This window comes from Microvirga soli, assembly GCF_016734765.1.
In the GTDB taxonomy this organism is placed as follows: Bacteria; Pseudomonadota; Alphaproteobacteria; order Rhizobiales; family Beijerinckiaceae; genus Microvirga; species Microvirga soli.
Window position 1 is genome coordinate 48,840 of sequence record NZ_JAERQE010000024.1, and the last position, 26,481, is coordinate 75,320.

Here is a 26,481-nt window from a genome sequence, read left to right on the forward strand (position 1 = left end):
ACAGTGGATCAGTATGGATGGTCGAGATCAATTCCACCGGTACCGTCAATTTAACCGAAGAGTGACCTGGACCGGGCTATCCGTGAGGCATGACCCCGACCCGTGCCCCTCGTTACGCCCGCCACCGCTTTCCAGCCGAAGTGATCAGCCATGCCGTCTGGCTGTACTTTCGCTTTCCGCTCAGCTTGCGCATGGTCGAGGAGATGCTGGCCGCCCGAGGGATTGAGGTGAGCTATGAGACGGTGCGGCAGTGGGCGCTGAAGTTCGGCCAGGGCTTTGCCAATCAGATCCGCAGGCGTCTTCCGGCAACCGGGGACAAATGGCACCTTGATGAGGTCTTGATCACTATCGCGGGCCGGAAGCATTGGCTCTGGCGCGCCGTCGACCAGCATGGGCTCGTGCTTGATATTCTGGTTCAGAGCCGGCGCAATGCCAAAGCAGCCAAGCGATTGCTGCGCAAGCTGCTGAAGAAGCAGGGCATCGCTCCGCGCGTGATGATCACCGACAAACTGGCCAGCTACGGCGCGGCCAAGCGAGAGATCATGCCGGGTGTCGAGCATCGCAAGCATCGGGGTTTGAACAACCGAGCAGAAAACAGTCATCAGCCGATCCGACGGCGAGAGCGCATCATGAAGCGCTTCAAATCAGCCGGGCAGGCGCAACGCTTCCTCTCGGTTCATGATCAGGTCGCGAACCTCTTCCGCCGCCCTGCCAACACCAACGCTGCTGATCATCGAACAGCCCAAGCCTGGGCCATCATGACCTGGAAGAACATCACAGGTGCCGCGGCTGGATTCTGGGGTCGGAACAAGAACTGCTTCCAAACACACGCTAAGCTAGAACGAACCGCGAACCGCCGTTTTCGCCCGGTCGACTCATGCAGCTCGTGCCAAGGGCTGCGGCAGCCGCAAGAGGCGGAATCCATCGACCTCAGATTTGCCGGGCACGTCGAAGGGGAAGGAATGGGCATGTCAATCAATAATGCGGTGAGCATTCATCGTCCCGACTCGATTGCCGTTGCTCCATTCGGCTGGATGCTTGGTAAGCCATATCCACCAGAAGCCGGTGCCACAGCCTACCGGAGCACTGCGACTGCCTTTTGGCAGGAGCATCTGTTCGATCCAGGACTGGATGGGGAAGTAGAGGTCCTTTGGGTGACCTATAACGATGCTAGTCAGGCAATCGATCGCTTAGAGGTTCATCATCTGACCGAGCAAGCGGTCGTACCGCTCATCGGGGAGATTATTCAAGTCGTAGCCTTGAGTGACGGAGAGGGTGCTCCCGATCTCGCCACTGTCCGGGCCTTTCACTTGTCTCCTGGGGTCGGAACTTGCATGCATGCCGGCGTTTGGCATGCGACCCGAACCATCGGGCCGGAAGCCACATGCCTAATGTTAACCCGCCGATCAACAACGGTTGAACTTATCGGTCACCTTGCCAATGCTCATCCGGCGCGGGAGACAAGTCTCAGAGACATACAACAGATACACATGACAAGGTGAGATCAGCAAAAAGGCCGGGAGCACAGTCGGAATCGGCCAGTAGAATTTAGTTCTATGCCAATATAAGGAAAGCAGGTTTGTCACATGCACCTTGGTGCTCCGACAATATGGTGCCTCCTCACAGCAAGTCATCAAAGGTTGAAAATCTTGGACTTCTCTTTCTGGGCGCTTCTTGTCATGAAGATGCTGACCAGCGCGGCGATCGTTGTTGGAGCATCGCTGGTGGTGGAGCGAAGCGGGCCGTTCTTAGGCGCTATGATTGTGACCCTGCCGATTTCGGCTGGACCAGCCTATGTGTTTCTAGCTCTTGATCATGGTTCTGGTTTCATAGCAGCTAGCGCCTTGGCTGGCCTGCCCGTCTCTGCAGCGACGGTCATCTACATGGTTGTCTATGCTGCCCTTGCTCAACGGTTTGGAGTTCTGCCGAGCGTCGGCTCTGCATTAGGAGTCTGGGTCATCGCCATAGCGGCTATTCTCAAGTGGCAATGGTCTCTTGGGAGTGCTCTTGCACTGAACATGGCGGTATATGCTCTCGCCATACCGCTCACGCGCAAATTCTCCACTGCTGCCGTGCCCGTTGCTCCAAAGAAGCGTGCATGGGACGTTCCTTTCCGTGCCGCCTTGGTCATGACTGTTGTCGGCGTAACGCTCGTAGTAGGGAGGACGCTTGGTCCCTCGATCGCTGCCGCGGCTGCTTTGGCTCCTGTCGTCCTCATCAGCGTAGCTTTGATTCTGCAGCCACGTATGGGCGGCACGGCAGCGGCATCCGTGGTTGCCAATGGCGTGCCCGGTATGCTCGGCTTCGTAGGAGCGCTCAGTCTGCTGCATTTATGCGCCGTGCGCCTCGGAGCCGCCTTCGCGCTGATCTTAGCCTTGGCGGTCAGCATCGGGTGGAACGCTTCCTTGATTGCACTACGACGCTGGCGCTTGAGGGAGAGAGCCGGGATTTGATCATCCCAGCTTTCGTTAATCTGCCTGTTGGAAAGCTGTTCACCGCTGTCCGTATTGGGTGTTCTTGAAGAGATCTTTCTGCTCGCGGGGCTGCGAGCGCCAGTACTGCTTGGGTGCATTAACTTGGGCGCCGAGTTTGGCGGCCGCGTGCCAGGGCCAGCGCGGATTGTACAGCATGGCGCGTCCGAGAGAGACCATGTCTGCTTCCTCGTCCCCGATGATGCCTTCTGCTTGCTCAGGTTCAGTGATCAGCCCAACGGCAATCGTTGGTAGACCAACCTCAGCCTTTACTCGCTTTGCATAGGGTACCTGATAACCTGGTCCGAGTGTGATTGCCTGTGCTGGCGAAACCCCGCCGGTGGATATGTGGATGGCAGCGCAGCCTCGGCTCTCAAGAGCCTTCGCAAAGGCGATTGTTCCCTCGATATCCCAACCCTTAGGAACCCAATCAGTCGCAGAAACCCGTACCCAGACCGGCCGATCTGCAGGAAAAGCGTCACGGACAGCATCGAAGACCTCAAGTGGGAAGCGCATCCGGTTTTCGAGGCTGCCGCCGTATTCGTCCTCACGGTTGTTAGCAATCGGCGAGAGGAACTGGTGGAGTAGGTAGCCGTGGGCGGCATGGATCTCGATTGCATCGAAGCCTAGTCGTGCTGCCCGCCGTGCGGCATTTACGAAATCATCACGGACGCGCTTGAGCCCATCTCTGTCGAGGGCTGCAGGTACACTCTCGCCCTCAGCATGCGGTATGGCCGATGGAGCCTCTGTCTCCCAACCGAGGGGCTCGTCTGGATGGATTTGGGCGCCGCCCTCCCATGGGGCTCGGCTTGAGGCCTTTCGGCCTGCATGGGCCAGCTGAAGGGTGAGTGGAATAGTGGAGTGCAGCCTGACTCCCTTGAGCAGACGGGCAAAAGCCTCCTCTGTTTCATCGGAATAGAGACCAAGATCATATGGTGAAATCCTGCCCTGCGGCGAGACGGCCGTGGCTTCAAGGATCAGCAGGCCTGCACCCGATAGGGCAAGTTGCCCAAGGTGGATTAGGTGCCAGTCGTTGGGGAGGCCTCCTTCTGCGGAGTACTGGCACATAGGTGCGATAGCAATTCTGTTGTCCAGGTGAAGTTTGCCGATCTGTATGGGCTCGAAAAGGCGGCTCACAATTCACTCCTTTGGGCAGTTATGGCGAATGTATCGGAATGGGACAGGCGTTGTGGTGTGTTCAAAAGGGGACGCAGCCGCCCATCCCAATCCGCAAGAGCGGAAACAGTGTGGTAGGCCGACAGAACTCTGCTCTTGAGCCATATAAACTGTTTTGCCCAATTGAGAACAAAGCTCCTGTGGTGCCCTACGGGACCCGGTACAGAGTACATCGCGAACCGCAGTCACTCCGGGTATGGTGACCGTGAAACAAACTGCCTGTGACTGCCGAACCAACCCTGATGATTGACTTTAGAAACATTGAAACGTTCTTTTGGGCTGCTGCACTCGGTAGCCTTAGGGCGGCGTCTGAGAAGCTCGGGACAACGCAACCTGCTGTGTCACAGCGTATCGCTTCGCTGGAGGCCGCGCTGGGCGTGCGCTTGTTCGAGCGTGACGTGCGAGGCGTGACCCTTACGGCTAAGGGGCAGGAAATGCTTTCGCATGCTGAGCGCATGATGCAGGCGCGGCGCGATATGCTGAAGGCCGCCCAGGATCAGAACGTAATGAGCGGCACAATCCGAATTGGTGTCGCAGAAACCATCGTACAGACTTGGCTGTCCACTTTTATTGAGGAGGTGCACAGTGCTTATCCGGCACTTGTCCTAGAGATTGAAGTCGACAGTACGCATGTGCTTCGTTCTCACCTGATGTCGCGGCAGATCGACATCGCGTTATTGATGGGTCCTGTTCTTGAGGAGCGGGTCGAGAATCTCCCTCTGTGCACCTACTCCCTTTCCTGGATTGCCAGACCGACACTGAAACTGGGACAATCTTCTGTAACATTGAAACAAGTTGCGGACCGGCCCATTATAACTCATTCCTCCAACAGCAGCCCTTACCGTGTAGTCCGTGATATGCTCATGCGCGCTGGAGTAAAGACGCCACGGATGTACGGTAGCGCTTCGGTATCGATGATCGTGCGTATGGCGCTGGACGGTATTGGAACCGCTGTAATCACGCCGGTGTTCCTTGACCGGGAGCTTGCTTCTGGCGAACTGCAGATCCTTGATGTGGAGAGCGATCCGCTTCCAGATCTCAGTTTTACCGCGAGTTGGATCGATGGTCTCGACAGTCGCCCGATGCGTTCACTTGCCGAACTCGCCCAGGATGTTGCTCTTCGAACTAAGGGCAGAGCGCCCAGAGGATATAAATAGTTTTTATATCCCCCATTAAAACATACGAATGGACAAGCTAAAGGTTCCTAGGATGCAATGTGACCAGACTGAGGAACGACAGCTAGGTAGCGTATATAAAGCTCTCTTTAACGCCGTAGGTCTTTTGGTGATCGCCTGAGAGATCCTAGGAGCCGGAAAACGGACAAGGGCGCTTTGATCCGACCTGAATGTGTCTTCACTCAGCCTCAAGATTGAACCAGAGGATGACACATCATGAAAAGAATCGCTTATGCCTTCGGAGCCGCAGCCCTGCTGAGCTTGTCTGGTGCAGCTCTGGCTCAGGATTTGCCAAAGACCAAACTCCAGATTGTCGGAGGTCTTAGCAATCTCACCGCTTACAACGACTTCGAGAAGCCGTTCTGGACAAAAACGATCCCCGAGCGCTCAAACGGGCAAGTCACTGCGGAAATCAAAGGCTTCAATGAGATGGGCCTCAAGGGTCCTGAGATCCTCCGCCTCATGTCGCAGGGTGTGATCCCGTTCGGTACGGCGACGCTTTCCTACTTCGCCAGCGACAATCCAATCAACGAGGCGATCGATCTGGCCGGTCTCGCGCCTGATGTGCAGACTGCCCGCAAGGTTACGGAGGCTTTTGAGCCGGTTTACGGCAAGTTTTACGGGGAAGGCTCAAAGGTAAAGCTTCTGGGGATCTCCACCTATCCAGCGCAGGTTTTGTTCTGCAATGCTGAGGTGAATAGCCTTGCTGATTTGAAGGGCAAGAAAGTCCGCACCAGCAGCCGCACCCAAGCCGAGTTCGTTGAAGCCTTCGGCGGCGCGAGCGTAACGATGGCATTCGGCGAGGTGGTTCCGGCCCTGCAGAACAAGGTCGTTGATTGCGCCATCACTGGCTCGCTCTCTGGCTACTCCGCCAAGTGGTACGAAGTCTCGACCCACCTCTACGCGCTCCCGATCAACTGGAACCAGCAGATCCACGCCGTCAACCAGGCTACTTGGGACAAGCTCGACCCAAAGGTTCAACAGTTCCTCCAAACCAACATCAAGACCTTGATGGACGATATCTGGAAGGCCGCCGACGAGCAGACCAAGCAGGGGTATGACTGCAACACGGGCGCTGCAACTTGTACGCTGCCTGTGAAGGGAAAAATGAAGCTGGTCGAACCGAGTGCTGCTGATCGTGAACTTCTGAAGAAGGTTCTTCAGGAATCGGTTCTGCCGAAATGGGCAGCGCGCTGCTCGGCTGACTGTGTGAAGAGCTTCAACGACACGATTGGTAAGACGGTGAACGTCACAGCCTCCAAATAGTCTAATGCGACGCGTCGGACCAGTTGCGAGACCGACGCGTCGTTTCGTGCCTTTTGGCCGAACATCCTCTGATCCAATGCGGTGCGCTCATGCGCCGACACAGGTATTTTCATGGCGCCGACCATATACCCTTCTTTTTTGGGCAGCTTGAGCCGCGCAGCCGAGCATTTGTCACGCTGGGCCGTCTGGTTCGGCGGTGCTCTCACGATCGGCAGCGTGCTGCTGATCACCTTTGACGTTCTCGCTCGTAAGTTCTTTGGCTTCACAACCGGCGGCGCCGATGAGCTGTCGAGCTATGCTTTCGCGATCAGCACGTCATGGGCATTCGCCTTTGCGACCCTCCAACGGGCAAATGTGCGCGTCGACGTGCTTTATCAGTATCTGCCTGTTCGGCTGTCGGCCGTGCTGGATTGGCTCTCCGTCGTGGCACTTGGCGTCTTTATGGTGATGCTAACCTATTATGCCTATGACGTTGCCGCCACCTCGTGGACTCAGAACTCCGCTGCTAATACCCCCCTCGCAACCCCTCTCTATATTCCGCAGGGTCTCTGGCTATTGGGTCTGATCTGGATGTGCCTGGTCCTGGCTCTCATGCTGGTGCGGTCGTCTGTTGCGCTCGTCACGGGTAGATTTGACGACGTTAAAGCCATCGCAGGTGTTCGCTCGACCCAAGAAGAAGCCGAAGAAGAAGCCGCCGCGGGCGAGCGAATGGTTAAGGGGTAAGGCGATATGGTTGCCACTGCACTCATCCTTCTCCTCGTTCTGATCGGGCTGAGCATTCCTGTCGGTGCCGCGCTCGGCGTGCTCGGGCTAGTTCTAGACCCACTGTACTCCATGCTGCCCCTAACACGCGCTGTTGGCGAGTTGGCATGGAGCACGAACAATGAATTCTTGTTGGTAGCGGTGCCTCTCTTCATTCTGTTGGGAGAGATTCTGCTGCGGGCCGGATTTGCTGAGCGAATGTACAGTGCCATGAGCCTCTGGCTCTCATGGCTGCCCGGCGGGCTCATGCATGCGAATATCGGCGCCTCAACCTTGTTTTCGGCAACATCTGGATCGAGCGTTGCTACTGCAGCCACGGTTGGCACCGTCGCGATTCCGCAGATCAAGCGGTATGGCTACAATGAGCCGCTCTTCCTCGGCAGTCTCGCAGCAGGCGGTACGCTCGGAATCCTCATTCCGCCGTCAATCAATCTCGTGATCTACGGCGTTCTCACCAACTCTTCCGTTCCTAGGCTCTATCTCGCGGGGATCATCCCTGGTTTTATGCTCGCTGGCCTCTTCATGCTGGTGATTGTGGTCGGCTGTATCGCGAAGCCATCCTGGGGCGGCCACAAAATTCATGCCACTTGGGGCGAGCGCTTCAAGAGCCTGATCCATCTTGCACCACCTCTTGGAATTTTCTTTCTCGTTGTAGGCTCGATCTATGCCGGTCTTGCCACTCCGACGGAAGCTGCTGCTCTCGGCGTGACAGGCGCCTTTATCCTCGCAGCATGGTTCCGCCGGCTAACCTGGACGATGCTGCGCGAATCTATCGAAGGCACAATGAAGGCAACCGCAATGATCATGCTGATCGTGATCGGCGCGGCTTTCCTGAATTTCATCATGTCGGCCACGGGCCTGACGGACGCGATTACCGGATCAATCACAGGCCTCGGATTTTCGCCCGGATGGATGCTGCTGATCATCATCCTCTTCTATCTGGTACTCGGCTGCTTCATGGAGACGCTCTCCATGATGATCACCACGATCCCGATCGTTGCGCCAATCATGATCGCACTCGGTTACGACCCAATCTGGCTCGGCATCATTATTATCGTTCTCGTCGAAGCGGCTCTGATCACGCCACCTGTAGGGCTTAACCTCTTCGTTGTGCAAAGCCTTCGCAAGAGCGGGTCGATGAGTGCAGTCATCACTGGTTCGCTGCCCTTCGTCTTAGCAATGTTCATTCTGCTAGCACTTCTGGCGTTCTTCCCAGGCCTCGCACTCTGGCTCCCAAGCATCTTCAGCTAAGGCTTAGGATCAACTGGCCTCGTTCAACTCTAAAATGGATTCCTACAATGAAACTTTCCTTCAAAGCAGAGGCCCTCTCAGGTTCACGCACAATCGACGTTGATATCTCTTCGCTCGTCGTTGCCGGGTGGGCTGGGCGCGATCAGCATGCCATCGAGCATCACATTGAGGAACTCTTCGCTATCGGTGTGCCACGGCCGAGTTCCGTTCCACTTTACTATCGTGTTGCGGAAAATCAGCTGACCCAGGCCTCGCGCATTCAGGTTGTGGGCGATCAGTCATCGGGGGAGGTGGAGACCTTCGTGTTTCGGGCCGGCGGTGAGCTCTACGTTAGCATCGCATCCGACCACACCGACCGTAAGCTTGAGACCCACAGTGTCGCTCTATCGAAACAGGTCTGCGCAAAACCGGTCGCTGCCGAGGCATGGCTCTTCGCCGACGTTGCAGAATATTGGGATGAACTTGTCATCCGATCGTACATTCAGGAGGACGGCGAACGGGTTCTCTATCAAGAGGGCACGCTCGCCTCTCTCCGACCGCCGTCTGAGTTGATCTCTGGGTTCGCCGGACAGGCCGAGCTCCCGGAAGGCACAGGCATGATCTGCGGAACGGTTGGGGCAAAGGGTGGCATCCGGCCTGCGCCCTCATTCACGATGGAACTCTTCGACCCACGGAGCGGGCGTACATTGAGCCATAGCTATGCCATCGAGATTTTGCCGGAGGTTGCCTGATCCTGGATCCGATGAAACCCACCACGACGGTTGATAACTCATGATTTCGACAATTAACGAACAGCAGTTGGCGCTTTCAGAGGGCCGCATCACGTCCTTGGCTCTTACGGAGCAGGCGCTGAGTCGCGCCTCCGATCCAAGTGGGGAGGGCTCACGTGTCTTTACTAAGCTCTATCCCAACGAGGCTCGTGCTGCCGCACAGGCCTCGGATACCCTGCGAGGTGCCGGTCTGGCCCGGTCACCCATTGACGGTCTGATGGTTTCAATCAAAGACCTGTTCGATGTCGCCGGCGAGGTTACGATGGCCGGATCTCTCGCTCGTGCCGGTGAGCCGGCGGCTACGGAGGACGCTGTCGTCGTTCAGCGCCTGCGGGCTGCGGGCGCGGTGACTGTCGGTCGTACCAACATGACTGAGTTCGCTTACTCCGGTCTTGGCCTCAATCCGCACTACGATGTTCCGCGCAATCCTTGGGATCGCAAAACCGGGCGTATTCCAGGGGGCTCTTCGTCAGGGGCAGCGGTCTCGGTGACTGACGGAATGGCAGTTGCGGGGATCGGGTCGGACACGGGTGGGTCAGTTCGCATACCTGCTGCGCTCTGTGGTCTGGTAGGATTTAAGCCGACTGCTGAGCGAGTGCCGCTGATCGGCGCTCTACCGCTCTCGTTCAGCCTCGACTCCATTGGTGCCATTGCTGCCTCTGTCGCGTGCTGTGCTGTCCTCGATGGGATCATGGCTGGTGACGAGGAGCCACTTCCACAGCCAGCTGACATCGGCAAACTCAGGTTTGCTGTGCCCACAACCTTGGCTCTTGAAGGAATGGACAAGGACGTCGCGGGTGCTTTCGAAGCAGCACTCTCAAGTCTTTCGGCTGCCGGTGCACGCATTGACGAGATTGCCATACCGGAATTCGTTGGTCTTGCCGCGATCAATTCCAAAGGAGGCTTTACCGCAGCAGAGGCATGGGCTTGGCACCGGGACCTGATCGGTCGTGCAGGCGACCGCTACGATCCGCGTGTCAGCTCGCGTATTCTGCGAGGCAAGGATATATCCGCCGCCGACTACCTCGATCTGCTCGCAGCCCGTAAAGCCTGGAAGGCAGGCGTGGAGGCACGCATCGACGGTTATGATGCGTTGGTTCTCCCAACCGTGCCGGTTGTCGCACCTATCATTGCGGAACTCGCCGCGAGCGACGAGGTCTACTACGCCGCCAATGGCTTGATCCTGCGGAATCCCACTCTGATCAACTTTCTTGATGGCGCCGCTTTGTCCGTGCCCTGCCACGCGCCCGGCGAAGCTCCTGTGGGACTGATGATCGCCGGACCCGCGGGGGCCGATCGCAGAATTCTTGCCATCGGCATGGCAGTCGAAGCCATACGCTCACAAAAGCTGGCGTAAAATAATTGCTGGCAGATGGATTGAAAGATGTCTGTAACGATCGACAGTGGTGCTGCCTACCAAGCCCGCTTGGACGCGCGGGCTGGAATTCTGACTGGCCCGACCGCGAATCTCGCTCCAGGGCATGTTCAGGCCAACCTCGCCATCCTGTCGGAGGAACTGGCGCACGACTTCCTGCGCTTCTGCCAGCGTAACCCCAAGCCATGCCCACTGATCGCGGTCTCCGAGACAGGCGATCCCTCACTGCCTGAACTGGGGAGGGATATTGATATTCGCACCGATGTGCCTCGCTACAGGGTATGGCGGAATGGCGAGCTCGTAGCGGAGCCCGTCGATATTCGGGACCTATGGAATGAGAAGCTGGTAGCCTTCCTAATCGGCTGCTCGTTTTCCTTCGAAGAGGCCATGCTGGCTGATGGCCTACCGGTGCGCCATATCGAGCAGGGCTGCAACGTTCCGATGTACCGGACGAACGTTCCTACAGTCGCAACGGGCCCCTTCTCAGGGCCTCTCGTTGTGTCCATGCGTCCATTGAAGGCAGCCGATGCGATCCGGGCGGTGCAGGTTACGTCTCGCTTCCCTTCGGTTCATGGTGCTCCGGTGCACCTGGGCGATCCGTCGCTGATTGGTATCGACGACATCAACAAGCCGGATTACGGTGATCCAGTCGGAATCCGCGAGGGTGAAATGCCTGTCTTCTGGGCCTGCGGAGTCACGCCTCAATCCGTTATCGCGAATATCCGGCCCGAATTCTGTATCACTCACGCGCCGGGGCATATGCTTGTGACCGATCTCCTGAATTCTTCGATCTCAGTGATCTGAATAAAACGAGCTCATCCAAAATCTCGCTCCTGAGAGGAAGCTTGCCGAAGCCTTGGTCACTGGAGTGAGCTTTGATCCACCCAAGCACTTTGTGATGCGCACAAACGGGGAGAGCTTGCGTGTGGCCGGGGCACGTGCCCAGCGTGTTTACGAAGGCTGGGTTGAGGATGGAAACTGTACGAAGCCTTTGCTCGTCGTCAGATTGACGAGGCGGTTTGTGCCTCTGTAACTGGCACTCACATAAGGTCGGGTGTGGACTTGAGAGCAGTCCTTTGCAGGAAATGCCTTACCCTCACATCGAGTGGACACAGCCCTCCAGCGCCAGGGCAAATCACTGTGCATTCTGCCATCAGCGAATGAGAATGCCGCGGAAGTCGTTCACGTTCGTCAGAGTCGGTCCTGTGACCACAAGCCTGCCCAGTTCCGCAAAGGCAGTATAGGCATCGTTACTCGCCAGATAAGAAGCAAGGTCCATGCCCATTTCCTGCGCGCGCTCATGCAGCATCGGATCGAACCATGCTCCCGCGTTGTCTTCCGAACCGTCGATGCCATCCGTATCGCAAGCGATGGCGGAAATGGTCGCTTCGCCCTTCAACTCGAGGGCGAGGGACAACAGAAATTCCGCATTGCGCCCGCCCCGGCCTTGACCTCGCACGGTGACAGTGGTCTCGCCACCCGAGAGCAGTACGCAGGGAGCTCTGACTGGGTCTCCATGCCTGCGGGCCGACTGAGCGATTCCAGCCATGACGCGCCCTACCTCCCGCGCCTCACCTTCAACGGCGTCCCCGAGGATCAGGGGGGAAAGACCGAATTCACGCGCCTTCGCTGCGGCGGCATCGAGCGCCATCTTCGGGGTCGCGAGCATATGCAGCGCGCCGCTCGCAGGAGCTCCGTTGACCACATTGGCCTTGATGGCTTGGAGGACATGGTTAGGCACGTCGATGCCGTACTTGCGCAGGATACTGAGAGCGACGTCCGGATCGACTCGCTCGGGGATCGTCGGACCGGAGCCGATGCTGCCGGGATCGTCGCCCGGAACATCCGAGATTAGGTAGGTGACGAGCTGCGCCTTGCCGGCCGCTGCCGCGAGCCGCCCGCCCTTGATCGCGGAGAGCGACTTGCGCACCAGGTTCATCTCGCCGATGGGAGCACCGGATTTCAGCAGAGCGCGGTTCAGGCTCTGCTTGTCGGCCAGCGTCACCCCTTCCGCCGGCAGCGACAGGAGTGCCGAGGCTCCGCCGGACATCAGACAGACGACGAGATCATCCGGGCCAGCCTGCTGTGCCAGGGCCAGGATCCGGCGCGCTGCGTTCACGCCTGCCTCATCCGGAACCGGATGCGAGGCTTCGACGATCTCGACGGAGCGAGTCGGCGCCGCATGGCCATAGCGCGTAACCACGAGGCCCTCGCAGGTCCCGCCCGCACGTGTCCAAGCTTCCTCAAAAGCTGTTGCCATGCGCGCAGAGGCCTTTCCTGCACCCAGAACAATGGTTCGCCCCTGTGGTTTCGGTGGCAGCCTGCCGTCGAACTTTCCCTCTGGGAGAGCTGCGTTCAGCGCCGCATCGAACAGGGCGCGCAGAATTTCAGCATCGTTTGGCATTACTGACCTCGTGCCAGAGCTTGTTTGTGGGAAGGGAAAATGCGGGCTGACTGATCTGCCTTCTGTGAACCGGCAGATTGGAATGCTAGTGAAAGCATGGATGGTTGGTAGTGCGTTGACGGCATCCGGGCCTAGCAGATTCGAACCTACTGCGTAGGCCTGCGAAGATGCTGGATGTGGTTGATCAGGCCGCTCGTCGAGCTGTCGTGCCCTGTCACTGGCTCGTGGCTTTGGAGCTCCGGCAGGATCCTTGATGCGAGCTCCTTGCCAAGTTCGACGCCCCACTGATCATAGCTGTTGATGCCCCAGATGATGCCCTGTACGAAGATCTTGTGCTCGTAGAGGGCAATCAGAGAGCCGAGACGGCGTGGCGTCAGCTTGTGGTAAAGGATTGAAGTCGTAGGCCGGTTTCCATCGAACACCCTATGCGGCACGAGGGCATCCAAGGCCTCACCCGTTAGGCCTCGTTTCTGAAGCTCGGCTCGGACTTCATCTGCCGTCTTGCCAAACGCGAGGGCCTCAGTCTGCGCCAGGAAGTTCGCGAGCAGCTTCCCGTGATGATCTGCCAAGGGCGTCTGGCTCTCGGCCGCAGCGAGAAAGTCGGCTGGTACCAGCTCCGTGCCTTGGTGGAGAAGCTGAAAGAAGGCGTGCTGCCCATTCGTGCCCGGCTCACCCCAGATAATCGGGCCGGTATCATAGTCTACCCGTGTGCCGTCTCGGCGCACGGACTTGCCGTTGCTCTCCATGTCGCCCTGCTGGAAATAAGCCGCGAATCGAACGAGGTGTTGGTCATAAGGCAGCAGGGCGAGAGTCGAGGCGCCCAAGAAGTTGCGGTACCAGACGCCAAGGAGACCCATGATCACGGGCATGTTCTGCTCAAGAGGAGCGCTGCAGAAATGCTCGTCCATTTCATGGGCGCCTTCAAGCAGTTCGGTGAAGCGCTCGAACCCGACGGCCAGCACGATTGGCAGGCCGACAGCTGACCAGAGGCTGTAGCGTCCGCCAACCCAGTCCCAGAACTCGAACATGTTCGTCGTATCGATGCCAAACCGCGCCACCTCGGCAGCGTTGGTCGAGACGGCAACGAAGTGTTTCGCCACCGCGTCCCCACCCAAGGCGTTGGTCAGCCAGGATCGCGCGCTGGCAGCATTCGTCATCGTTTCCTGCGTCGTGAAGGTCTTCGATGCCACGATGAACAGCGTGCGCGCAGGATCGAGACGAGCGAGCGTGTGGGAGAGATGGGCTGCGTCGACATTGGATACGAAATGCGGCCTCAAGTTCGGTCGCTGGTACGGCTTCAGCGCCTCGCAAGCCATGGCAGGGCCGAGGTCAGAGCCGCCGATGCCGATATTGACCACATCGGTTATGGTCTCGCCCGTCGCCCCGCGCCAGGCGCCGCTTCTGACCCGCTCTGAGAACAGCCGCATCTTTTCCAGCACAGCCGCGATCCCCGGCATGACGTCAGTGCCATCGACAAGTATCGGTCGTTCTGCGCGGTTGCGCAACGCGACGTGCAGGACGGCTCGATCCTCGGTACTGTTGATCTTCTCCCCCGCGAACATCCTGTCGCGCCAGCCCTCCACATCCGCAACCCTGGCCAAGTCGAGTAGAAGCGTCATGGTCTCAGTTGTGATCCGGTGCTTGGAGTAGTCGAGCAGGAGATCCTCAATTCGGAGCGAGAAATGGTTGAAACGCTGCGGGTCCTGGGCAAACAGATCGCGCAAATGAAGGTTACGAATGCCATCGGAATGCGCCTGAAGCGCGTGCCAAGCCGGGAAGTCCGTGATTGTCTTCATCGCGTCGGAGCCCTGTCTATGAGAAATGCTCGGGTAATCCAGCTTCGCTCTCCAAATAGGACCGGGCAAGCGCAACTTTACGCCCTTTCTTATAAGCTAAGCTTTCAGCCGCCACCTCAGATCTGCTGGACTCGCCCCGACGCCGCCACGTCCTGCCACGCTTAGCACGACGAGGTCAGAACATTTTCCCCGATCACGGCCGTGAGTGATAATTGGTTATGCCAATTCAGACAACGCTTGCTAATCTCTGCGCATTCGGCTAACTTTTTGGTATAACCAATAAGAACATCGTAACGTTTTCATGGAGGAGACAAGAATGCTGAAGTCGATGATTCGTGGCTTGGCCACAGCCGCTGTAATGATTGCTGCGACTGCAGCGAGTGCTCAGACCAACTTTACTCTCTCTACACCTGATCCGGATAATTCTGAGATCACTCTGGCGGCTAACAAGTTCGCCGAGCTGGTGTCGCAGAAGACAGGCGGCAAGGTCACGATCAAGGTGTTCCCAAATGGCCAGCTGTATGGCGGCGATCCCTCAGCTGCAGTGAAGCAGCTTTCAGGTGGCTCGCTCGACATGCTGCTGCTCTCGACGTCGCTCTATGCCAACTTCAACCCGAAGTTCACGGCGATTTCAGTTCCGTACCTCTTCACCGATACGGCGCAGCTCCGCACATACCTGTCCGGGCCGCTGGGGCAGGAGCTGATCGCTGACCTTAACAAGATCGGTATTCAAGGCCTTGGCCTGTGGCCGCGTCCGTTCCGCCAAATGACCAATTCCCGCAAGCCGATCACCAGTCCGCAGGATCTGGCCGGCATGAAGTTTCGCGTGCCCAACAATCCACTTTGGGTCGAGTTCTTCAAGAAGATGGGCGCTGCCCCTACCCCAATGGCGTTTGCAGAGGTTTACAATGCCCTGCAGCTGAAGGTCATTGATGGCCAGGAAAACCCGATCAACATCCCGGTCACGGCTAAGTTCTACGAAGTGCAGTCCTTCGCCACCATGACGAACCATATGGCGGATGGTTGGGTGCTGGGGATCAACCCTGCTAAGTACAACGGGCTCCCTGAAGACCAGAAGAAGTCTATCAAAGAAGCGGCTGTTGAGGCCGAGGCCTGGAAGGTGGAAAACGACGCTGCCGACGAGGGCAAGTCGATCGCAGCGCTGACCGAGAAGGGCATGAAGGTCGACCGTCTGACCCCTGAGCAACAGAAGGCTTTCGCGGACGTCGCCAAGGAGCTGTTTCCGACCTTCGCCAAGTTGGTTAAGGATCAGACCTTCTTCGACCGCACGATCGCGGCCGTCAGCAAGTAGTAAGACAGTCCTACAGGGCATCCTGGTCGCGATCCAGCGGCCAGGATCCATCTGAGAGGTGAAGCCCCATGGCTCAACAAACGTCTTTGCTCGGCCGTTTCGTCAAGCTCACCGCCGACTTTGCAGCTGGCGCCACGGCAGCCGGGATCCTAATCGTCGTGGTCGTACAGATTGTAAGCCGCTTGATCGGGCAGCCTGTCTCCTGGTCTGAGGAGGCCACCCGCTTTCTCTTTGTCTGGATGGTCTTCCTAGGCCTCGCCGCAGGCTTCCGCACCGTTGAAAGTGCCCGGGTTGTGGTGTTCATCGCTGCGGCGCCACGCCTGTTCCGGGGATTGGCGGTGCCAATTTATGTGGTCTCATCCGTTCTGTTCTTCGGCATCATGGGGTGGACTGGCCTTAGCCTCGTTCGCCAGCAGATCATGATGAGCGAGGAGGCGGCGACGCTCGCCATCCCGATGTGGGTGATCGGTCTCATCATGCCCATCTCGGCAATTCTAGCTGTCTTGGCCATTGTTGAGTCGCTGAAGACGAAGCGCGACCTGATTGCGCTTCCGGAGGTTGGCGCGCCGCGGGTTGACCTCGACGAGCCTGATGTCTTTGTTTCGAAAGGACATACGCCGTGAGCATTGCGCTTCTTCTTCTCTTCCTGGGGCTGTCCGCCCTTGGCGTTCCTTTGGCAGTGGCGCTCGGCCTGGCTAGCGTGGCAGCCATCATGATGTTCACGTCCACCCCGATCGATCTCCTCTCGCAGAGCATGTTCTCGGCGATGAACTCCTTCCTGCTTGTGGCCGTGCCGCTCTTCATCCTAGTTGGGCACTTCATGGAGCGGGGGCGTGTGGCTGAGCGCATCTTCGACTTCGCCGAGGCGATGGTCGGCTGGATGCCCGGCGGCCTCGGCCACGTGAACGTGGTTTCCTCGGTGATCTTCGGCGGCATCTCCGGATCGTCCGTTGCCGACATCGCGTCTGTCGGCGCGATCGAGATCAAAGCTATGGAGCGGCATGGCTTTCCCAAGAGTTACGCAGTCGGCATGACGCTCGTCACCTCGACGCTGTCCTCCATCATCCCGCCGTCCATTCTGGTCGTGATCGCAGGCTCGATCGCAAACGTGTCCATCGGTACGCTGCTGGTGGCTGGCCTGATTCCAGGCTTGTTCATCGCCTTCGTATTCATGGTGTTCAACCATTTCTACGCTGTGCACTACGGCTATAATCCACCGACTCCGTTCAACCTCCGCTTGGTCGTAACGACTGGGCTTCGCGCTGTCCTGCCGATGCTGACACCGATCATCCTGCTCGGCGGCATCGTCAATGGCTTCTTCACGCCGACGGAAGCCGCCGCCATCGCGGTGCTCTATACGATGTTTCTGTCAGTCATCGTTTACCGCTCAATTCCTCCAGCTGAGATATGGAATATCTTGGTCGAGACGGCCCGGGCCTCTGGGACGATTCTGTTCATTGCCGCGACCGCGAAGCTCGCTGCCTGGGTGTTCGCCTTCGACGGCTTGCCAGTCCAGGTCGCTAATTTTCTTGGCAGCATCAGCACCGGCCCGACCATGGCGCTGTTCCTGATCTTCCTGTTCCTCATCGTGGTTGGGATGTTCATGGATGCAATTGCGGCCATGTTCATCTTGATACCGGTACTGCTACCTCCGGCACTGAAAATGGGCATCGACCCGATGCACTTCTTGATCGTGACCGTGATCACCCTCACGCTTGGCCTCGTCACCCCGCCGGTAGGTGTCTGTCTGTTCGCTGTGGCTCAAGTGGCGAAAATGCGGATTGAGGACGTTATCCGCGGATCCATGATCCCGGTTGGGATCCTGACCGCAGCGATCCTGGCGCTGGTCTTGTTTCCAGTCTTGACTCTGGGGCCGATCAGGCTCCTCGGACTCTATTGACGGCAACAGGTCAAGAAAGGGCATGGTGCATCAACATCTGGCCCTTTGCATTTCCTGGCGACGGTGGAAGCCGGTTTGTCGAGGCGGATCCAGACCTCACATGCCGCGCATAGATCGCCACAACCGACTCGCAGAAAGTGGTGTCATATGACTGAAGCCCTGCCCGGTGCGCCGGTCCGCATTGTGTTCCTCGATCGAGAGACACTCTCTCCAGAAACGCAGTTACGGACGCTGTCCTTCCCCCATGAACTTATCACCTATGGCAAGACCGCTCCGGACGATGTAGGCACGCGCATTGCTGACGCTGATATCGTCATCACCAACAAGGCACCGGTGAGACGCGATGCCATCGCGCAGGCACGCAACCTCAAGCTCGTCGCTGTTGCGGCCACCGGGTACGACGTCGTCGACGTTGCAGCCTGCCGGGAGCGCGGCATTTCCGTGTGCAACATCCGCAATTATGCGGTGAACACTGTGCCCGAACACACTTTCGCGCTGATCCTCGCCCTGCGGCGCAGCATCCTAGCCTATGCGGATGCTGTTCGCCGCGGTCGATGGCAGGAGGCGAGTCAGTTCTGCTTCTTCGACTATCCAATCCGCGATCTCGCTGGCTCGACTCTCGGCATCATTGGCGATGGCGTGCTTGGACAGGCCGTCGCCGACATCGCCCGGGGCTTCGGCATGCGAGTGCTGTTTTCTGCCTACAAGGGCTCAACCGGCATGGGTCCGCTCTACACCCCTTTCGAGGATGTGCTGCGCCAGAGTGACGTCATCACGCTGCACTCTCCGCTGATGCCATCGACCCGCAACATGATCGCCGCTCCGGAATTCGCCCTTATGGAGCGTCGGCCCCTGCTCATCAACACGGCCCGCGGTGGGCTGGTGGACGAGGCTGCCCTGACGGATGCGCTCACGGCCGGACAAATCTCCGGCGCCGCCTTTGATGTGGTCACGGCGGAACCGCCAGCTGCGGATCACCCCTTCATGCGCCTGCTGGACCGGCCCGACTTCATCCTTACGCCGCACGTGGCTTGGGCGAGCAGCGAGGCTGTCCAGGGGCTCACGGACCAGCTGTTTGAGAGCATCGAGCTGTTTCGGGCCGGTAAACCCAAGAATCTTGTAACTTAGAATTGGTACAACCAATTCTTGTTTGGGCTTGTATATGAGCATTGATTGGTATAACCAAATCTCATCCCAGTTTCGTCGGCAACATCCGACCTGCATTAAGGAGCCTCTATGTTTCTCGGGAAAGAAGTTCGTCTGAACCGGATCGTGAATCCCAAGTCTGGCCGCATGCTCGCCATCACGGTTGACCATCCGATCACCCGCGGGATGATGCCTGGACTCGTGGATATCCGCTCCGTCATGCGCAAGGTTGTAGCCGGCAAGCCTGACGGTATCACCATGCACAAGGGCATCGCCGAGAAGGTGTTCGCACCCTATGCAGGCCAAGCCTCGATCATCTTGAAGGCTAGTGCCTATTCCGTGCAGTATCATCCGACATACGACACGCCCGTTGCGGACGTGGAGGAAGCGGTGCGCTTTGGCGCTGACGCCATTTCGGTGGGTTGCATCGTCGGCGGCCCCGACCAAGCCCAGCAGCTGACATTCCTTGGCAAGATCTCCAAGGAAGCAGCTTCAGCCGGCATGCCGCTTGTCGCGCACATCTATCCGAAGGGCGCGCTGATCAAGGATCAGCACGACGCTGAGGTGTTGGCCTACGCGGTGCGCGCTGGCGCCGAGCTTGGCGTCGACATCATCAAGACCATGTGGTCCGGTTCAGCCGAGAGCTTCCGCTCGGTTGTGGATGCCTGCCCGTCCATCGTGGCTCTGGCTGGTGGCGAGATGGGCGAGACTCTGGAGGACTATTTGCGCATGACCCGCCAGGCACTCGATGTCGGTATGCGCGGCGTTACCTATGGCCGCTTCGTGTGGTCTCACCCGCATACCTCCGCCGTTATCAAATCCTTGTCCGCTTTGATGCACGATGACGCCAGCGTCGAAGGAGCTCTCAAAGTTTACGAGCGCGCCCTCGAAGAAGAGAAGGATCTCCAGAAATGAAGGCAGCCGTTCTTCGCGCTCCCGACGACGTCGTCTTGCAGGATGTCGCAACCCCGTCCGCCGGACCCGGTGAGCTGATCCTGAAGGTGAGGGCCGCAACCGTGTGCGGGACAGATATCCGCATCCTGCGTGGCCGCAAAACCAAGGGCGTCCGCTTCCCGTCCGTTCTCGGCCACGAGTTCGCCGGCGAGGTGGTTGAGGTAGGGGCAGGTGTCTCGCAGTTCTCCTGCGGTGACCCGGTGTCGGTTAATCCTGTCATTCCCTGCCGCAAATGCGCCTATTGCAAAACCGGCCGGGAGAATGTCTGCCAGAATCGTCAAGCCATTGGATACGAGTTTGATGGGGCCTATGCCGAGTACCTGAAGGTGCCGGCGTTGGCGCTTGAGTCCGGCAACGCTGTTCGTATTCCGCAGGGGATGCCCTTCGAGGCGGCTGCGCTTGCGGAACCGCTGGCGTGCTGCATCAATGGTTTGCGCAACGTCGGCATTGAACTCGGTGATGTGGTGGTCATCCTCGGGGCAGGGCCGATTGGCCTCATGCATGCGGCGCTCGCGCGCCGCGCCGGGGCACGACTGGTTATCGTCAGCGAGCCCAACCAGATGCGCCGCGAGGCTGCTCTCGAGCGCGGCGTCGACATCGCCTGCGATCCGACCAAGGAGGATTTAGCAGGGGTAATCCGCGGGGTGACGGATGGGCTCGGCGCGGATGTGGCGATCCTGGCCATCGGCGTTCCGGCGCTTGCCAACGAGGCGCTGAAGCTCGTGCGCAAGGGTGGCCGCGTCAACCTCTTCGCAGGCTTCTCGGCGGGTGACATGGCGACGTTCGACGTCAATCTCGTGCATTACAACGAGATCGTCGTGACCGGAGCCAGCGCGCTGCGCCGGCAAGATTATGAGACGGCTCTCAACCTGCTTGCAGGCGGGCTCATCGATGCCAACTCGCTTGTCACCCATCGCTTCGGATTGGCGGATGCTGTCGAGGCGCTGAAGGAGGCAGAGAGTGGGCGGGCCCTTAAGGTAGCAATCCGCAATGACTGAAGCCTTCCTCGGGGTCGATGCTGGAACGAGCGGGATCAAGGTTTGTGCCTTCACGCGCGAAGGCCGCTTGGTTGCGAAGGCACACCGGGCAGTTCCCGTGGTCACACCTTATCCGCTCTGGGCCGAAATCGACCTCGACCGCTATTGGGCAGCCACCGCCGATGCTATTCGGGAGGTTGCCACCCGCGTCCCCACGATTGTCTCGATCGGGCTCGCCACAACCTGCCCAACAACCATCCTCCTCGACGGGGACGGTCAGGCAATACGGCCGGGTATCCTTTACCTCGATGGCCGGGCTCAGGCGGGTCTCGAAAACGTGGTCGGCGCCGACGCTGAAGCGGATGTGCAGCAGACCGGCAACCGGGCCAGCACGTCTACCTGCTGGGCCGCCAATCTGGCCTGGATCCGAGAGAATGAGCCGGCCGCTTGGGCAAAGGTGCGGCGGGTCACCATGCTTAACGGTTTCTTGGCTCGCCGCCTCAGTGGCCAGGATGGCATTGAGCCGACCCAAGCTTCTTATTCGGGTCTGATGCGCATTGCTGACCCTAAGCCATCCTGGAGCCGCGACCTCTTAGCCAGGTGGGAACTCGATGCAGCTATCCTGCCGAAAATCAGTGGCTGTACCGATATGATCGGTCGGGTGACCGATGAAGCTTCCTCCTTGACGCGAATTCCTGCCGGCACCCCAGTTGCGCTTGGCGCTGCCGACACGGCAGCGGCCTCCTTTGCGGTTGGCCTGATGGACAGCGGTGAGGTTTTCGAGTCCGTCGGCACGTCCGGAGTTATTACCTTCTGCCTCGACCGTCCGGACTTCGAGCCGTCGTTCCTGCATCGCCATCATATCGTGCCCGGCCGCTGGCTCGCCCACGGGGCAATGTCGACGCTGGGCGGTGCGTTCGGTTGGCTCAACAACAAGGTCTGGCCGGAACTCAAGACCCTCGCCGAGTTGGAGCGCCTGGCGCAAGAGTCTGTTCCAGGAGCCAACGGTCTCTTGTTCCTGCCCTACCTTGCTGGCGAGCGGAGCCCCATCTGGGATGCAGAGGCGAGCGGCAGCTGGCTCGGGCTTCTCCTCCGGCACAGCCGACAGGACATGGTCCGCGCTGTGTTCGAAGGAACGACCTTCGGCCTGCGGCAAATTCTGGAGCGAGGTTCAGCCAAGTGGGGCAAGCGCCCGGAACGCATGCTCAGCGTGGGCGGCGGAGCGCGGAACAAGTTCTGGGGACAGATGAAGGCAGATGTCCTGAAGCTCGACTATATCATGTCCGACATGCCCGACGCTGCGGCGCTGGGAGCCGGCTTGCTCGGTGCTATAGCAGCAGGGCTGTTCACGGGCAGCGACGATAGCGAACTTCCACTGATTTCGCCCAACGCCACCGCAATTCGGCCCGGGTCTGAGCGAACCATTGAAACCTACGACCGCATGTTCAAGATCTTTGACTCAGCCTACCCACAGCTGAGCGACTTGATGCACGCCCTCGCAGATCGTAGTTCTGGCCCGTACGCAGATGAGGAGGCACGGCCCCGGCTAGGGGTGCGAGCCGCTGGGTAAAAGGAACTACGGTTTTATATGACCGACGGCGAAGACGATATCCTTGCGCGCGTCATCGACATCGCAATGGAGCTGAGGCCCGACAGCAGCGGACGGATCAAGCTCCCCACAGAGCGTGAGCTGGCCGATCAACTCGGCATCCAGCGCCCGACTCTGCGAGATCGGCTGACCGTTCTGGAGACGCTCGGGCTGCTCCAGCGCGTCCAAGGCAGCGGAACCTATCTGGCGCTCCCGAACTCGCGGTTCCTGCAGTTCTATTTCGGCGTTGCTCTGAAGCTCGGGTTCATCTCGATTGATCAGATCCAGAACGGCATGGAAATGATTGGTCGAGAGATGGCAGGAGCCGCCGCGATCCAGGCCAGCAATGCTGATCTTGAGGCCCTCGAGGATCTCATCGACCAGATCGCTGCATCAGACTCCGTGGAAGATGTGGTCGAGCTCCAGTTCGAGCTTCACGCCAGCCTCGCCAGGGCGTGCCGCAACCCCGTGATCGTGATCGTCATCGATGGCCTCTCGTCCGTCATCCGGTCTGTGATTGCGAACAAGGTCAGGATCATCTCCATGGTCCGCGGTGCGTTCGAGCGAAACGTCGAAGCGTACCGCGCACTCGTGCAAGCGCTAAGGGATCGCGAGCCGGAGCTCGCTCGTGAGGCTATTCAGGAGTGTTACTGGTTATGGCGCCGGGAAGAATCGAAGATTTCGATCCTCAACATCAGCGAGTGAGAGCCTCGGAAAGGCCCGAGCGACAATCTCATGCGTGTAGATTAGTGCTTCCCAAATCCGCAATGTCCGTATCAACGGTAGAGTGGAGCGACAATGACTGAGCCTAAGCCATGCCCAGTGTGCAGAAGCGCCGAATTAGGGATCAACTGCCTTGAATTATATGGGCAGTACGAGGCGCATTTTCTCTGCCTCAGTTGCGAGAGCGAAGTCGCCCCACAGGGCCCTTTGTCAGAACCGTGCGGGACGGCAGCCGAAGCGGAGGGGGCAGCTCTTCGCGCTTGGAACGACTTCGTGTCCGGTTTCCCCGGTCACAGGAATGTAGCCTAGCTGTCGCTGGTAGCCGTAACACGTCTTGACGGGCAGGCCTGTGAGTTGCTTCGCAGAGACTGCGGAAGCTTGCCTTTGGCTTACTGGCGTTCTCAGTTGAGTGTGTTGCCAGCGCGTGCGAGATGCGCATTCAGAACACGTTCGGCCCTGAGCTGGTTCGCGTAGGCAGTTGCGTTAACGACGCGCATCACGATGCGGAGGATTGCTGTTACGAGCATAATTCTTATCCCTCTACAGAGGCGTTCAATAAGCCTCCTGTGATGAATAGATAATTCTTATGCTGCTGCGCGGTAGATAGGTCAGCACACATGACTTATGCGCTGTAGGCATATCAGTATAAATTTGCAGCATTGCTTCTTTTCTGAGCGCATGAGTTATATGATGTCTTTATTGATTTTTGGATTGCATGGTCAGCGTCCAGAGCGAGCCCTCGCGGGAGATGTGCTTAATATCAGCAGGAGCGAACCGGACGTTTCCGAGGGGAAGGTGGCTGATTTAACTTGCAGCCGATGCGGCAATTAAATTCTAGCCGTAGTGAGAAGAGCGTAAGTTTGGAGTCTATAATCTAGCGTAGAGCTAGTGAAGTTGGCAAAGGCATAACAAATTCAATAGTTTAGAATTGTGCGACGTCAAATCATAATCCTTGTGTCGGGAGGCAAATCCCTCCTCCGGCACCAAGGCCTACGGCCTTTTCTGGCCTTCCCCAAGTTTCCGATCAGATCCGGTACCAAGCTGGTACCAACTGGCTCGCCACCAACGGCCGAAAATTCCCTCGTGCAAACACTGGCTCGACGGATAAAGGGCTTCATCCTTGTTCAGGTGATTTTCAATCCTTGCAGCGAGCTTGGCAGGTCGTAAAGGATCAGCCCTAGAATCCCCAATTAGCCTTCGCATCCAAGCTGCTGAATCCGTTTCGTGCTTCTGACGTCATTTCTTGGCACCCCATCCTTACGGCCGAGCTCCAATTCTCATAATGCCAAGGTTTAAGACTACGCGATCGTGTGGATTGTGCCCCCGTTCTATCGTGCTCGCCCGGCATCTCTGCCGCGGCAACTGAATGTGATAAAATAGGACCGATGCAGACATCCGTCGCGCCCGAGGACATTCGGACCTTCGTCCCGCCGCATCCGGATCCTGCTCCGGAGAACCTCTCGCCGCGTCAGCTCGCCTCGCTCATGCGCACCAACAACATTCGGGTTTGGTCGCAGCGGGCCTATGAGGAGGAGGTGGTCCTCCGCCGCTTTTTTGGCCGCTCCTCGGTTCTGTTCAATGCTCCCGAAGCAATCCGCCATGTTCTGGTGGATCACCCGGAGGCTTATGGCCGAACCCGCGCCACTCTCCGGATCCTCAAGCCGCTGCTGGGGGAGGGGCTGTTCACCAGCGAGGGACCTGCCTGGCGCCATCAGCGGCGGACCTTGGCGCCGGCCTTTACGCCGAGGTCAGTCGAGCTTCTCATTCCGCATATCCGGTCAGCCACGACCGAGATGATCGGCAGTCTCGCCGCCACCGAGACGGAGCGGGTGGATCTCTTTCCCATAATCCAGCGCCTCGCCCTCGAGATCGCTGGGCGCACCATGTTCTCCCTGGAGATGGGCCAGCACGGCTCCGCGCTCCGGGAGCAGATTATGCGCTATGGCCAAAGGCTCGGCCGACCGCACCTGCTCGATTTTGTTGTGCCCATCGGCATTCCGACACCCCATGACTGGGCGCGGGCCTGGTTCCGGCGGAGCTGGATCCGGTTGATCGACCAGATCATGACCGAGCGCCTCGAGGCCAAAACCCATGCCAGCAGCCCCCGCGATCTGCTCGACCTGCTCATGGCGGCTCGTGACCCGGAGAGCGGGGAGGGGTTCTCACCCAAGCAACTGCGGGATCAGATCGCCACCATGATCCTGGCTGGGCACGAGACCACGGCCGTGGCCCTGTGCTGGGCGGTGTATCTGCTGGCTCAAGTGCCGGACGTGCAGGAGCAGATCGCCCAAGAAGCCGCGGCTGTGCTAGCGGACAACATGGTGAAACCACAAATCAGCAAGCTGACCTACACACGGGCGGTGCTGGACGAGGTCATGCGTCTCTACCCGCCGGCCTATGTGATCGTCCGGGCAGCCCGCCAGCCGGACAATGTCGCCGGTGTTGCGATGAAACCGGGCGATCTCGCGATCATCTCACCATGGGTGCTGCACCGGCACCGGAAGCGGTGGCACGAGCCGGATGCATTCGCCCCAGAACGCTTTCTGCCCGGCGCCCCGGCAATCGACCGCTTCGCCTACCTGCCTTTTGGTGTCGGGCCCCGCGTGTGCATCGGCGCTCACTTCGCCCTCACGGAGGCCACCCTGGTGCTGGCCGAACTCATGCGCTCGTTCCGGATCGAGCTGGTCACAAGTCACCCGGTCTTGCCTGTTGCAGTGGTCACCACCCAGCCTGACCATTCGCCGTTATTCCAGCTCCATCGCCGATAAGTCTCTGCCGTCGGAAAGACGGGCTTTCCGTCACTGGGGAGCTCTCTACGTCAAACGGTAGGTACCAGCCGAGAGGAGTAGATCATGGCACGAACCACCAAGTCGGTCAGTCGAGCACGCACAGCGGATCGGGGGGCTTCCAAGAAAGGCACTGGTAAGCAAGCAGCCACTCGGGGAAGGAGCACGGAAAGAGGTGCTGTGAAACGGGGAGCCGCCAAGAAAGGCGTGGCTCAGCGGCGAGGATCTCGCGCCGCCCTCGTGGTCAAAGGCTGGACGGTCAACTTTGTCTCTGGGGAGTCTCTCCAACTCGAAGCGGATGCCGTGAGCGTCGACAGCAGCGGAACGGTGACGTTCTCCCTGTTCGGGACCGATGTGCTCTACGTCTCCGCGGCCAACTACAACTTCATCATGGAAACGAGTGAGCCTCTCGAGAGCCGTGAAGAGGGTGACAAGTAAGCTAAGGCCGAGATGGACCGCCTTCATCTGAGAAGGAGCATGCCCATCGTCCGGATTCGCTCGCGCTAGCTTTCCTGCGTCAGCAGGATCCTCCTGCGGCTGGGTGCAAGGAGGCCCCGCCTTGGCGGGGCCAGGGCTCTGTCGCAATTTCTGACTGCGGACAGAAAGATCTGAGCGCGGTTTGTATTCATTTATGCGGCGAGCCGCTCGA

The 26,481-nt window shown here is 58.8% G+C and carries 22 protein-coding genes and 1 pseudogene; 20 read left to right on the forward strand and 3 right to left on the reverse strand.

The annotated features are described in order from the left end of the window. Positions 1-89: 89 nt before the first annotated feature. The 3 genes and pseudogenes from JKL45_RS30020 to JKL45_RS18775 form a co-directional block, all read left to right on the forward strand. Positions 90-776 (forward strand): annotated as a pseudogene (locus JKL45_RS30020) (IS6 family transposase); the annotation flags it as partial. Between the two features lie 258 nt (positions 777-1,034). Continuing rightward, positions 1,035-1,502 carry an ureidoglycolate lyase gene (locus tag JKL45_RS30025; protein ID WP_246498681.1) on the forward strand — a complete coding sequence of 156 codons (468 nt, stop codon included), beginning with the start codon at positions 1,035-1,037 and terminating at the stop codon, positions 1,500-1,502. 138 nt (positions 1,503-1,640) lie between these two features. Further along, positions 1,641-2,453, forward strand: a complete 813-nt coding sequence (locus JKL45_RS18775; RefSeq protein WP_201863107.1) for a hypothetical protein — start codon at positions 1,641-1,643, stop codon at positions 2,451-2,453. 39 nt (positions 2,454-2,492) lie between these two features. Here JKL45_RS18775 and JKL45_RS18780 read toward each other — a convergent pair whose 3' ends face one another. Continuing rightward, the gene (locus JKL45_RS18780) at positions 2,493-3,611 is read right to left on the reverse strand and encodes an NADH:flavin oxidoreductase/NADH oxidase (RefSeq protein ID WP_201863132.1); all 1,119 of its coding nucleotides are present in this window, start codon (positions 3,609-3,611) and stop codon (positions 2,493-2,495) included. A gap of 257 nt (positions 3,612-3,868) precedes the next feature. Here JKL45_RS18780 and JKL45_RS18785 point away from each other — a divergent pair, with 257 nt between their 5' ends. The 7 genes from JKL45_RS18785 to JKL45_RS18815 all read left to right on the forward strand — a co-directional run bounded on the left by JKL45_RS18785 (position 3,869) and on the right by JKL45_RS18815 (position 11,050). Continuing rightward, on the forward strand, positions 3,869-4,804 hold the full coding sequence (locus tag JKL45_RS18785; protein WP_312896988.1) for a LysR family transcriptional regulator: 936 nt from the start codon (positions 3,869-3,871) through the stop codon (positions 4,802-4,804). A gap of 234 nt (positions 4,805-5,038) precedes the next feature. Continuing rightward, positions 5,039-6,088 (forward strand): TRAP transporter substrate-binding protein, encoded by a 1,050-nt coding sequence (locus tag JKL45_RS18790; protein ID WP_201863108.1) that lies wholly within the window; start codon positions 5,039-5,041, stop codon positions 6,086-6,088. A gap of 111 nt (positions 6,089-6,199) precedes the next feature. Further along, positions 6,200-6,811 carry a TRAP transporter small permease subunit gene (locus tag JKL45_RS18795; protein WP_201863109.1) on the forward strand — a complete coding sequence of 204 codons (612 nt, stop codon included), beginning with the start codon at positions 6,200-6,202 and terminating at the stop codon, positions 6,809-6,811. 6 nt (positions 6,812-6,817) lie between these two features. Then, the gene (locus tag JKL45_RS18800) at positions 6,818-8,101 is read left to right on the forward strand and encodes a TRAP transporter large permease (RefSeq protein WP_201863110.1); all 1,284 of its coding nucleotides are present in this window, start codon (positions 6,818-6,820) and stop codon (positions 8,099-8,101) included. Between the two features lie 47 nt (positions 8,102-8,148). Then, positions 8,149-8,832, forward strand: coding sequence for a DUF2848 domain-containing protein (locus JKL45_RS18805; protein ID WP_201863111.1), 684 nt, complete (start codon positions 8,149-8,151; stop codon positions 8,830-8,832). Between the two features lie 40 nt (positions 8,833-8,872). Then, positions 8,873-10,228, forward strand: coding sequence for an amidase (locus JKL45_RS18810; RefSeq protein ID WP_201863112.1), 1,356 nt, complete (start codon positions 8,873-8,875; stop codon positions 10,226-10,228). Positions 10,229-10,255: 27 nt separating this feature from the next. After that, positions 10,256-11,050, forward strand: coding sequence for a putative hydro-lyase (locus JKL45_RS18815; protein WP_201863113.1), 795 nt, complete (start codon positions 10,256-10,258; stop codon positions 11,048-11,050). Positions 11,051-11,399: 349 nt separating this feature from the next. Here the strand turns inward: JKL45_RS18815 and JKL45_RS18820 are convergent, their stop codons facing one another. Next, positions 11,400-12,650 carry a glycerate kinase type-2 family protein gene (locus tag JKL45_RS18820; protein WP_201863114.1) on the reverse strand — a complete coding sequence of 417 codons (1,251 nt, stop codon included), beginning with the start codon at positions 12,648-12,650 and terminating at the stop codon, positions 11,400-11,402. A gap of 146 nt (positions 12,651-12,796) precedes the next feature. Then, positions 12,797-14,446 (reverse strand): glucose-6-phosphate isomerase, encoded by a 1,650-nt coding sequence (gene pgi, locus JKL45_RS18825; RefSeq protein ID WP_201863115.1) that lies wholly within the window; start codon positions 14,444-14,446, stop codon positions 12,797-12,799. A 316-nt stretch (positions 14,447-14,762) separates the two neighbouring features. Here pgi and JKL45_RS18830 point away from each other — a divergent pair, with 316 nt between their 5' ends. The 10 genes from JKL45_RS18830 to JKL45_RS18875 all read left to right on the forward strand — a co-directional run bounded on the left by JKL45_RS18830 (position 14,763) and on the right by JKL45_RS18875 (position 26,270). Next, a complete protein-coding gene (locus JKL45_RS18830) occupies positions 14,763-15,758 on the forward strand; it encodes a DctP family TRAP transporter solute-binding subunit (protein ID WP_201863116.1) in 996 nt (331 codons plus the stop codon). Between the two features lie 68 nt (positions 15,759-15,826). Continuing rightward, positions 15,827-16,381 (forward strand): TRAP transporter small permease, encoded by a 555-nt coding sequence (locus JKL45_RS18835; RefSeq protein WP_201863117.1) that lies wholly within the window; start codon positions 15,827-15,829, stop codon positions 16,379-16,381. After that, a complete protein-coding gene (locus tag JKL45_RS18840; protein WP_201863118.1) occupies positions 16,378-17,658 on the forward strand; it encodes a TRAP transporter large permease in 1,281 nt (426 codons plus the stop codon). The genes JKL45_RS18835 and JKL45_RS18840 overlap by 4 nt, the downstream gene beginning before the upstream one ends. 147 nt (positions 17,659-17,805) lie before the next feature. Continuing rightward, positions 17,806-18,786: a D-2-hydroxyacid dehydrogenase gene (locus JKL45_RS18845; protein WP_201863119.1), complete on the forward strand. Its 981-nt coding sequence runs from the start codon at positions 17,806-17,808 to the stop codon at positions 18,784-18,786. 108 nt (positions 18,787-18,894) lie between these two features. Further along, positions 18,895-19,719, forward strand: a complete 825-nt coding sequence (locus JKL45_RS18850) for a class I fructose-bisphosphate aldolase (protein WP_036356137.1) — start codon at positions 18,895-18,897, stop codon at positions 19,717-19,719. Beyond that, positions 19,716-20,756 (forward strand): zinc-dependent dehydrogenase, encoded by a 1,041-nt coding sequence (locus tag JKL45_RS18855; RefSeq protein WP_201863120.1) that lies wholly within the window; start codon positions 19,716-19,718, stop codon positions 20,754-20,756. The genes JKL45_RS18850 and JKL45_RS18855 overlap by 4 nt, the downstream gene beginning before the upstream one ends. Beyond that, positions 20,749-22,305 (forward strand): xylulokinase, encoded by a 1,557-nt coding sequence (locus JKL45_RS18860; RefSeq protein ID WP_201863121.1) that lies wholly within the window; start codon positions 20,749-20,751, stop codon positions 22,303-22,305. The genes JKL45_RS18855 and JKL45_RS18860 overlap by 8 nt, the downstream gene beginning before the upstream one ends. 18 nt (positions 22,306-22,323) lie before the next feature. After that, on the forward strand, positions 22,324-23,028 hold the full coding sequence (locus JKL45_RS18865) for a FadR/GntR family transcriptional regulator (protein WP_201863122.1): 705 nt from the start codon (positions 22,324-22,326) through the stop codon (positions 23,026-23,028). Between the two features lie 1,403 nt (positions 23,029-24,431). Then, complete coding sequence (locus JKL45_RS18870; RefSeq protein ID WP_201863123.1) at positions 24,432-25,814, forward strand: cytochrome P450; 1,383 nt, start codon at positions 24,432-24,434, stop codon at positions 25,812-25,814. A 198-nt stretch (positions 25,815-26,012) separates the two neighbouring features. Beyond that, positions 26,013-26,270 carry a hypothetical protein gene (locus JKL45_RS18875; RefSeq protein ID WP_201863124.1) on the forward strand — a complete coding sequence of 86 codons (258 nt, stop codon included), beginning with the start codon at positions 26,013-26,015 and terminating at the stop codon, positions 26,268-26,270. The last annotated feature ends 211 nt before the right edge of the window (positions 26,271-26,481 follow it).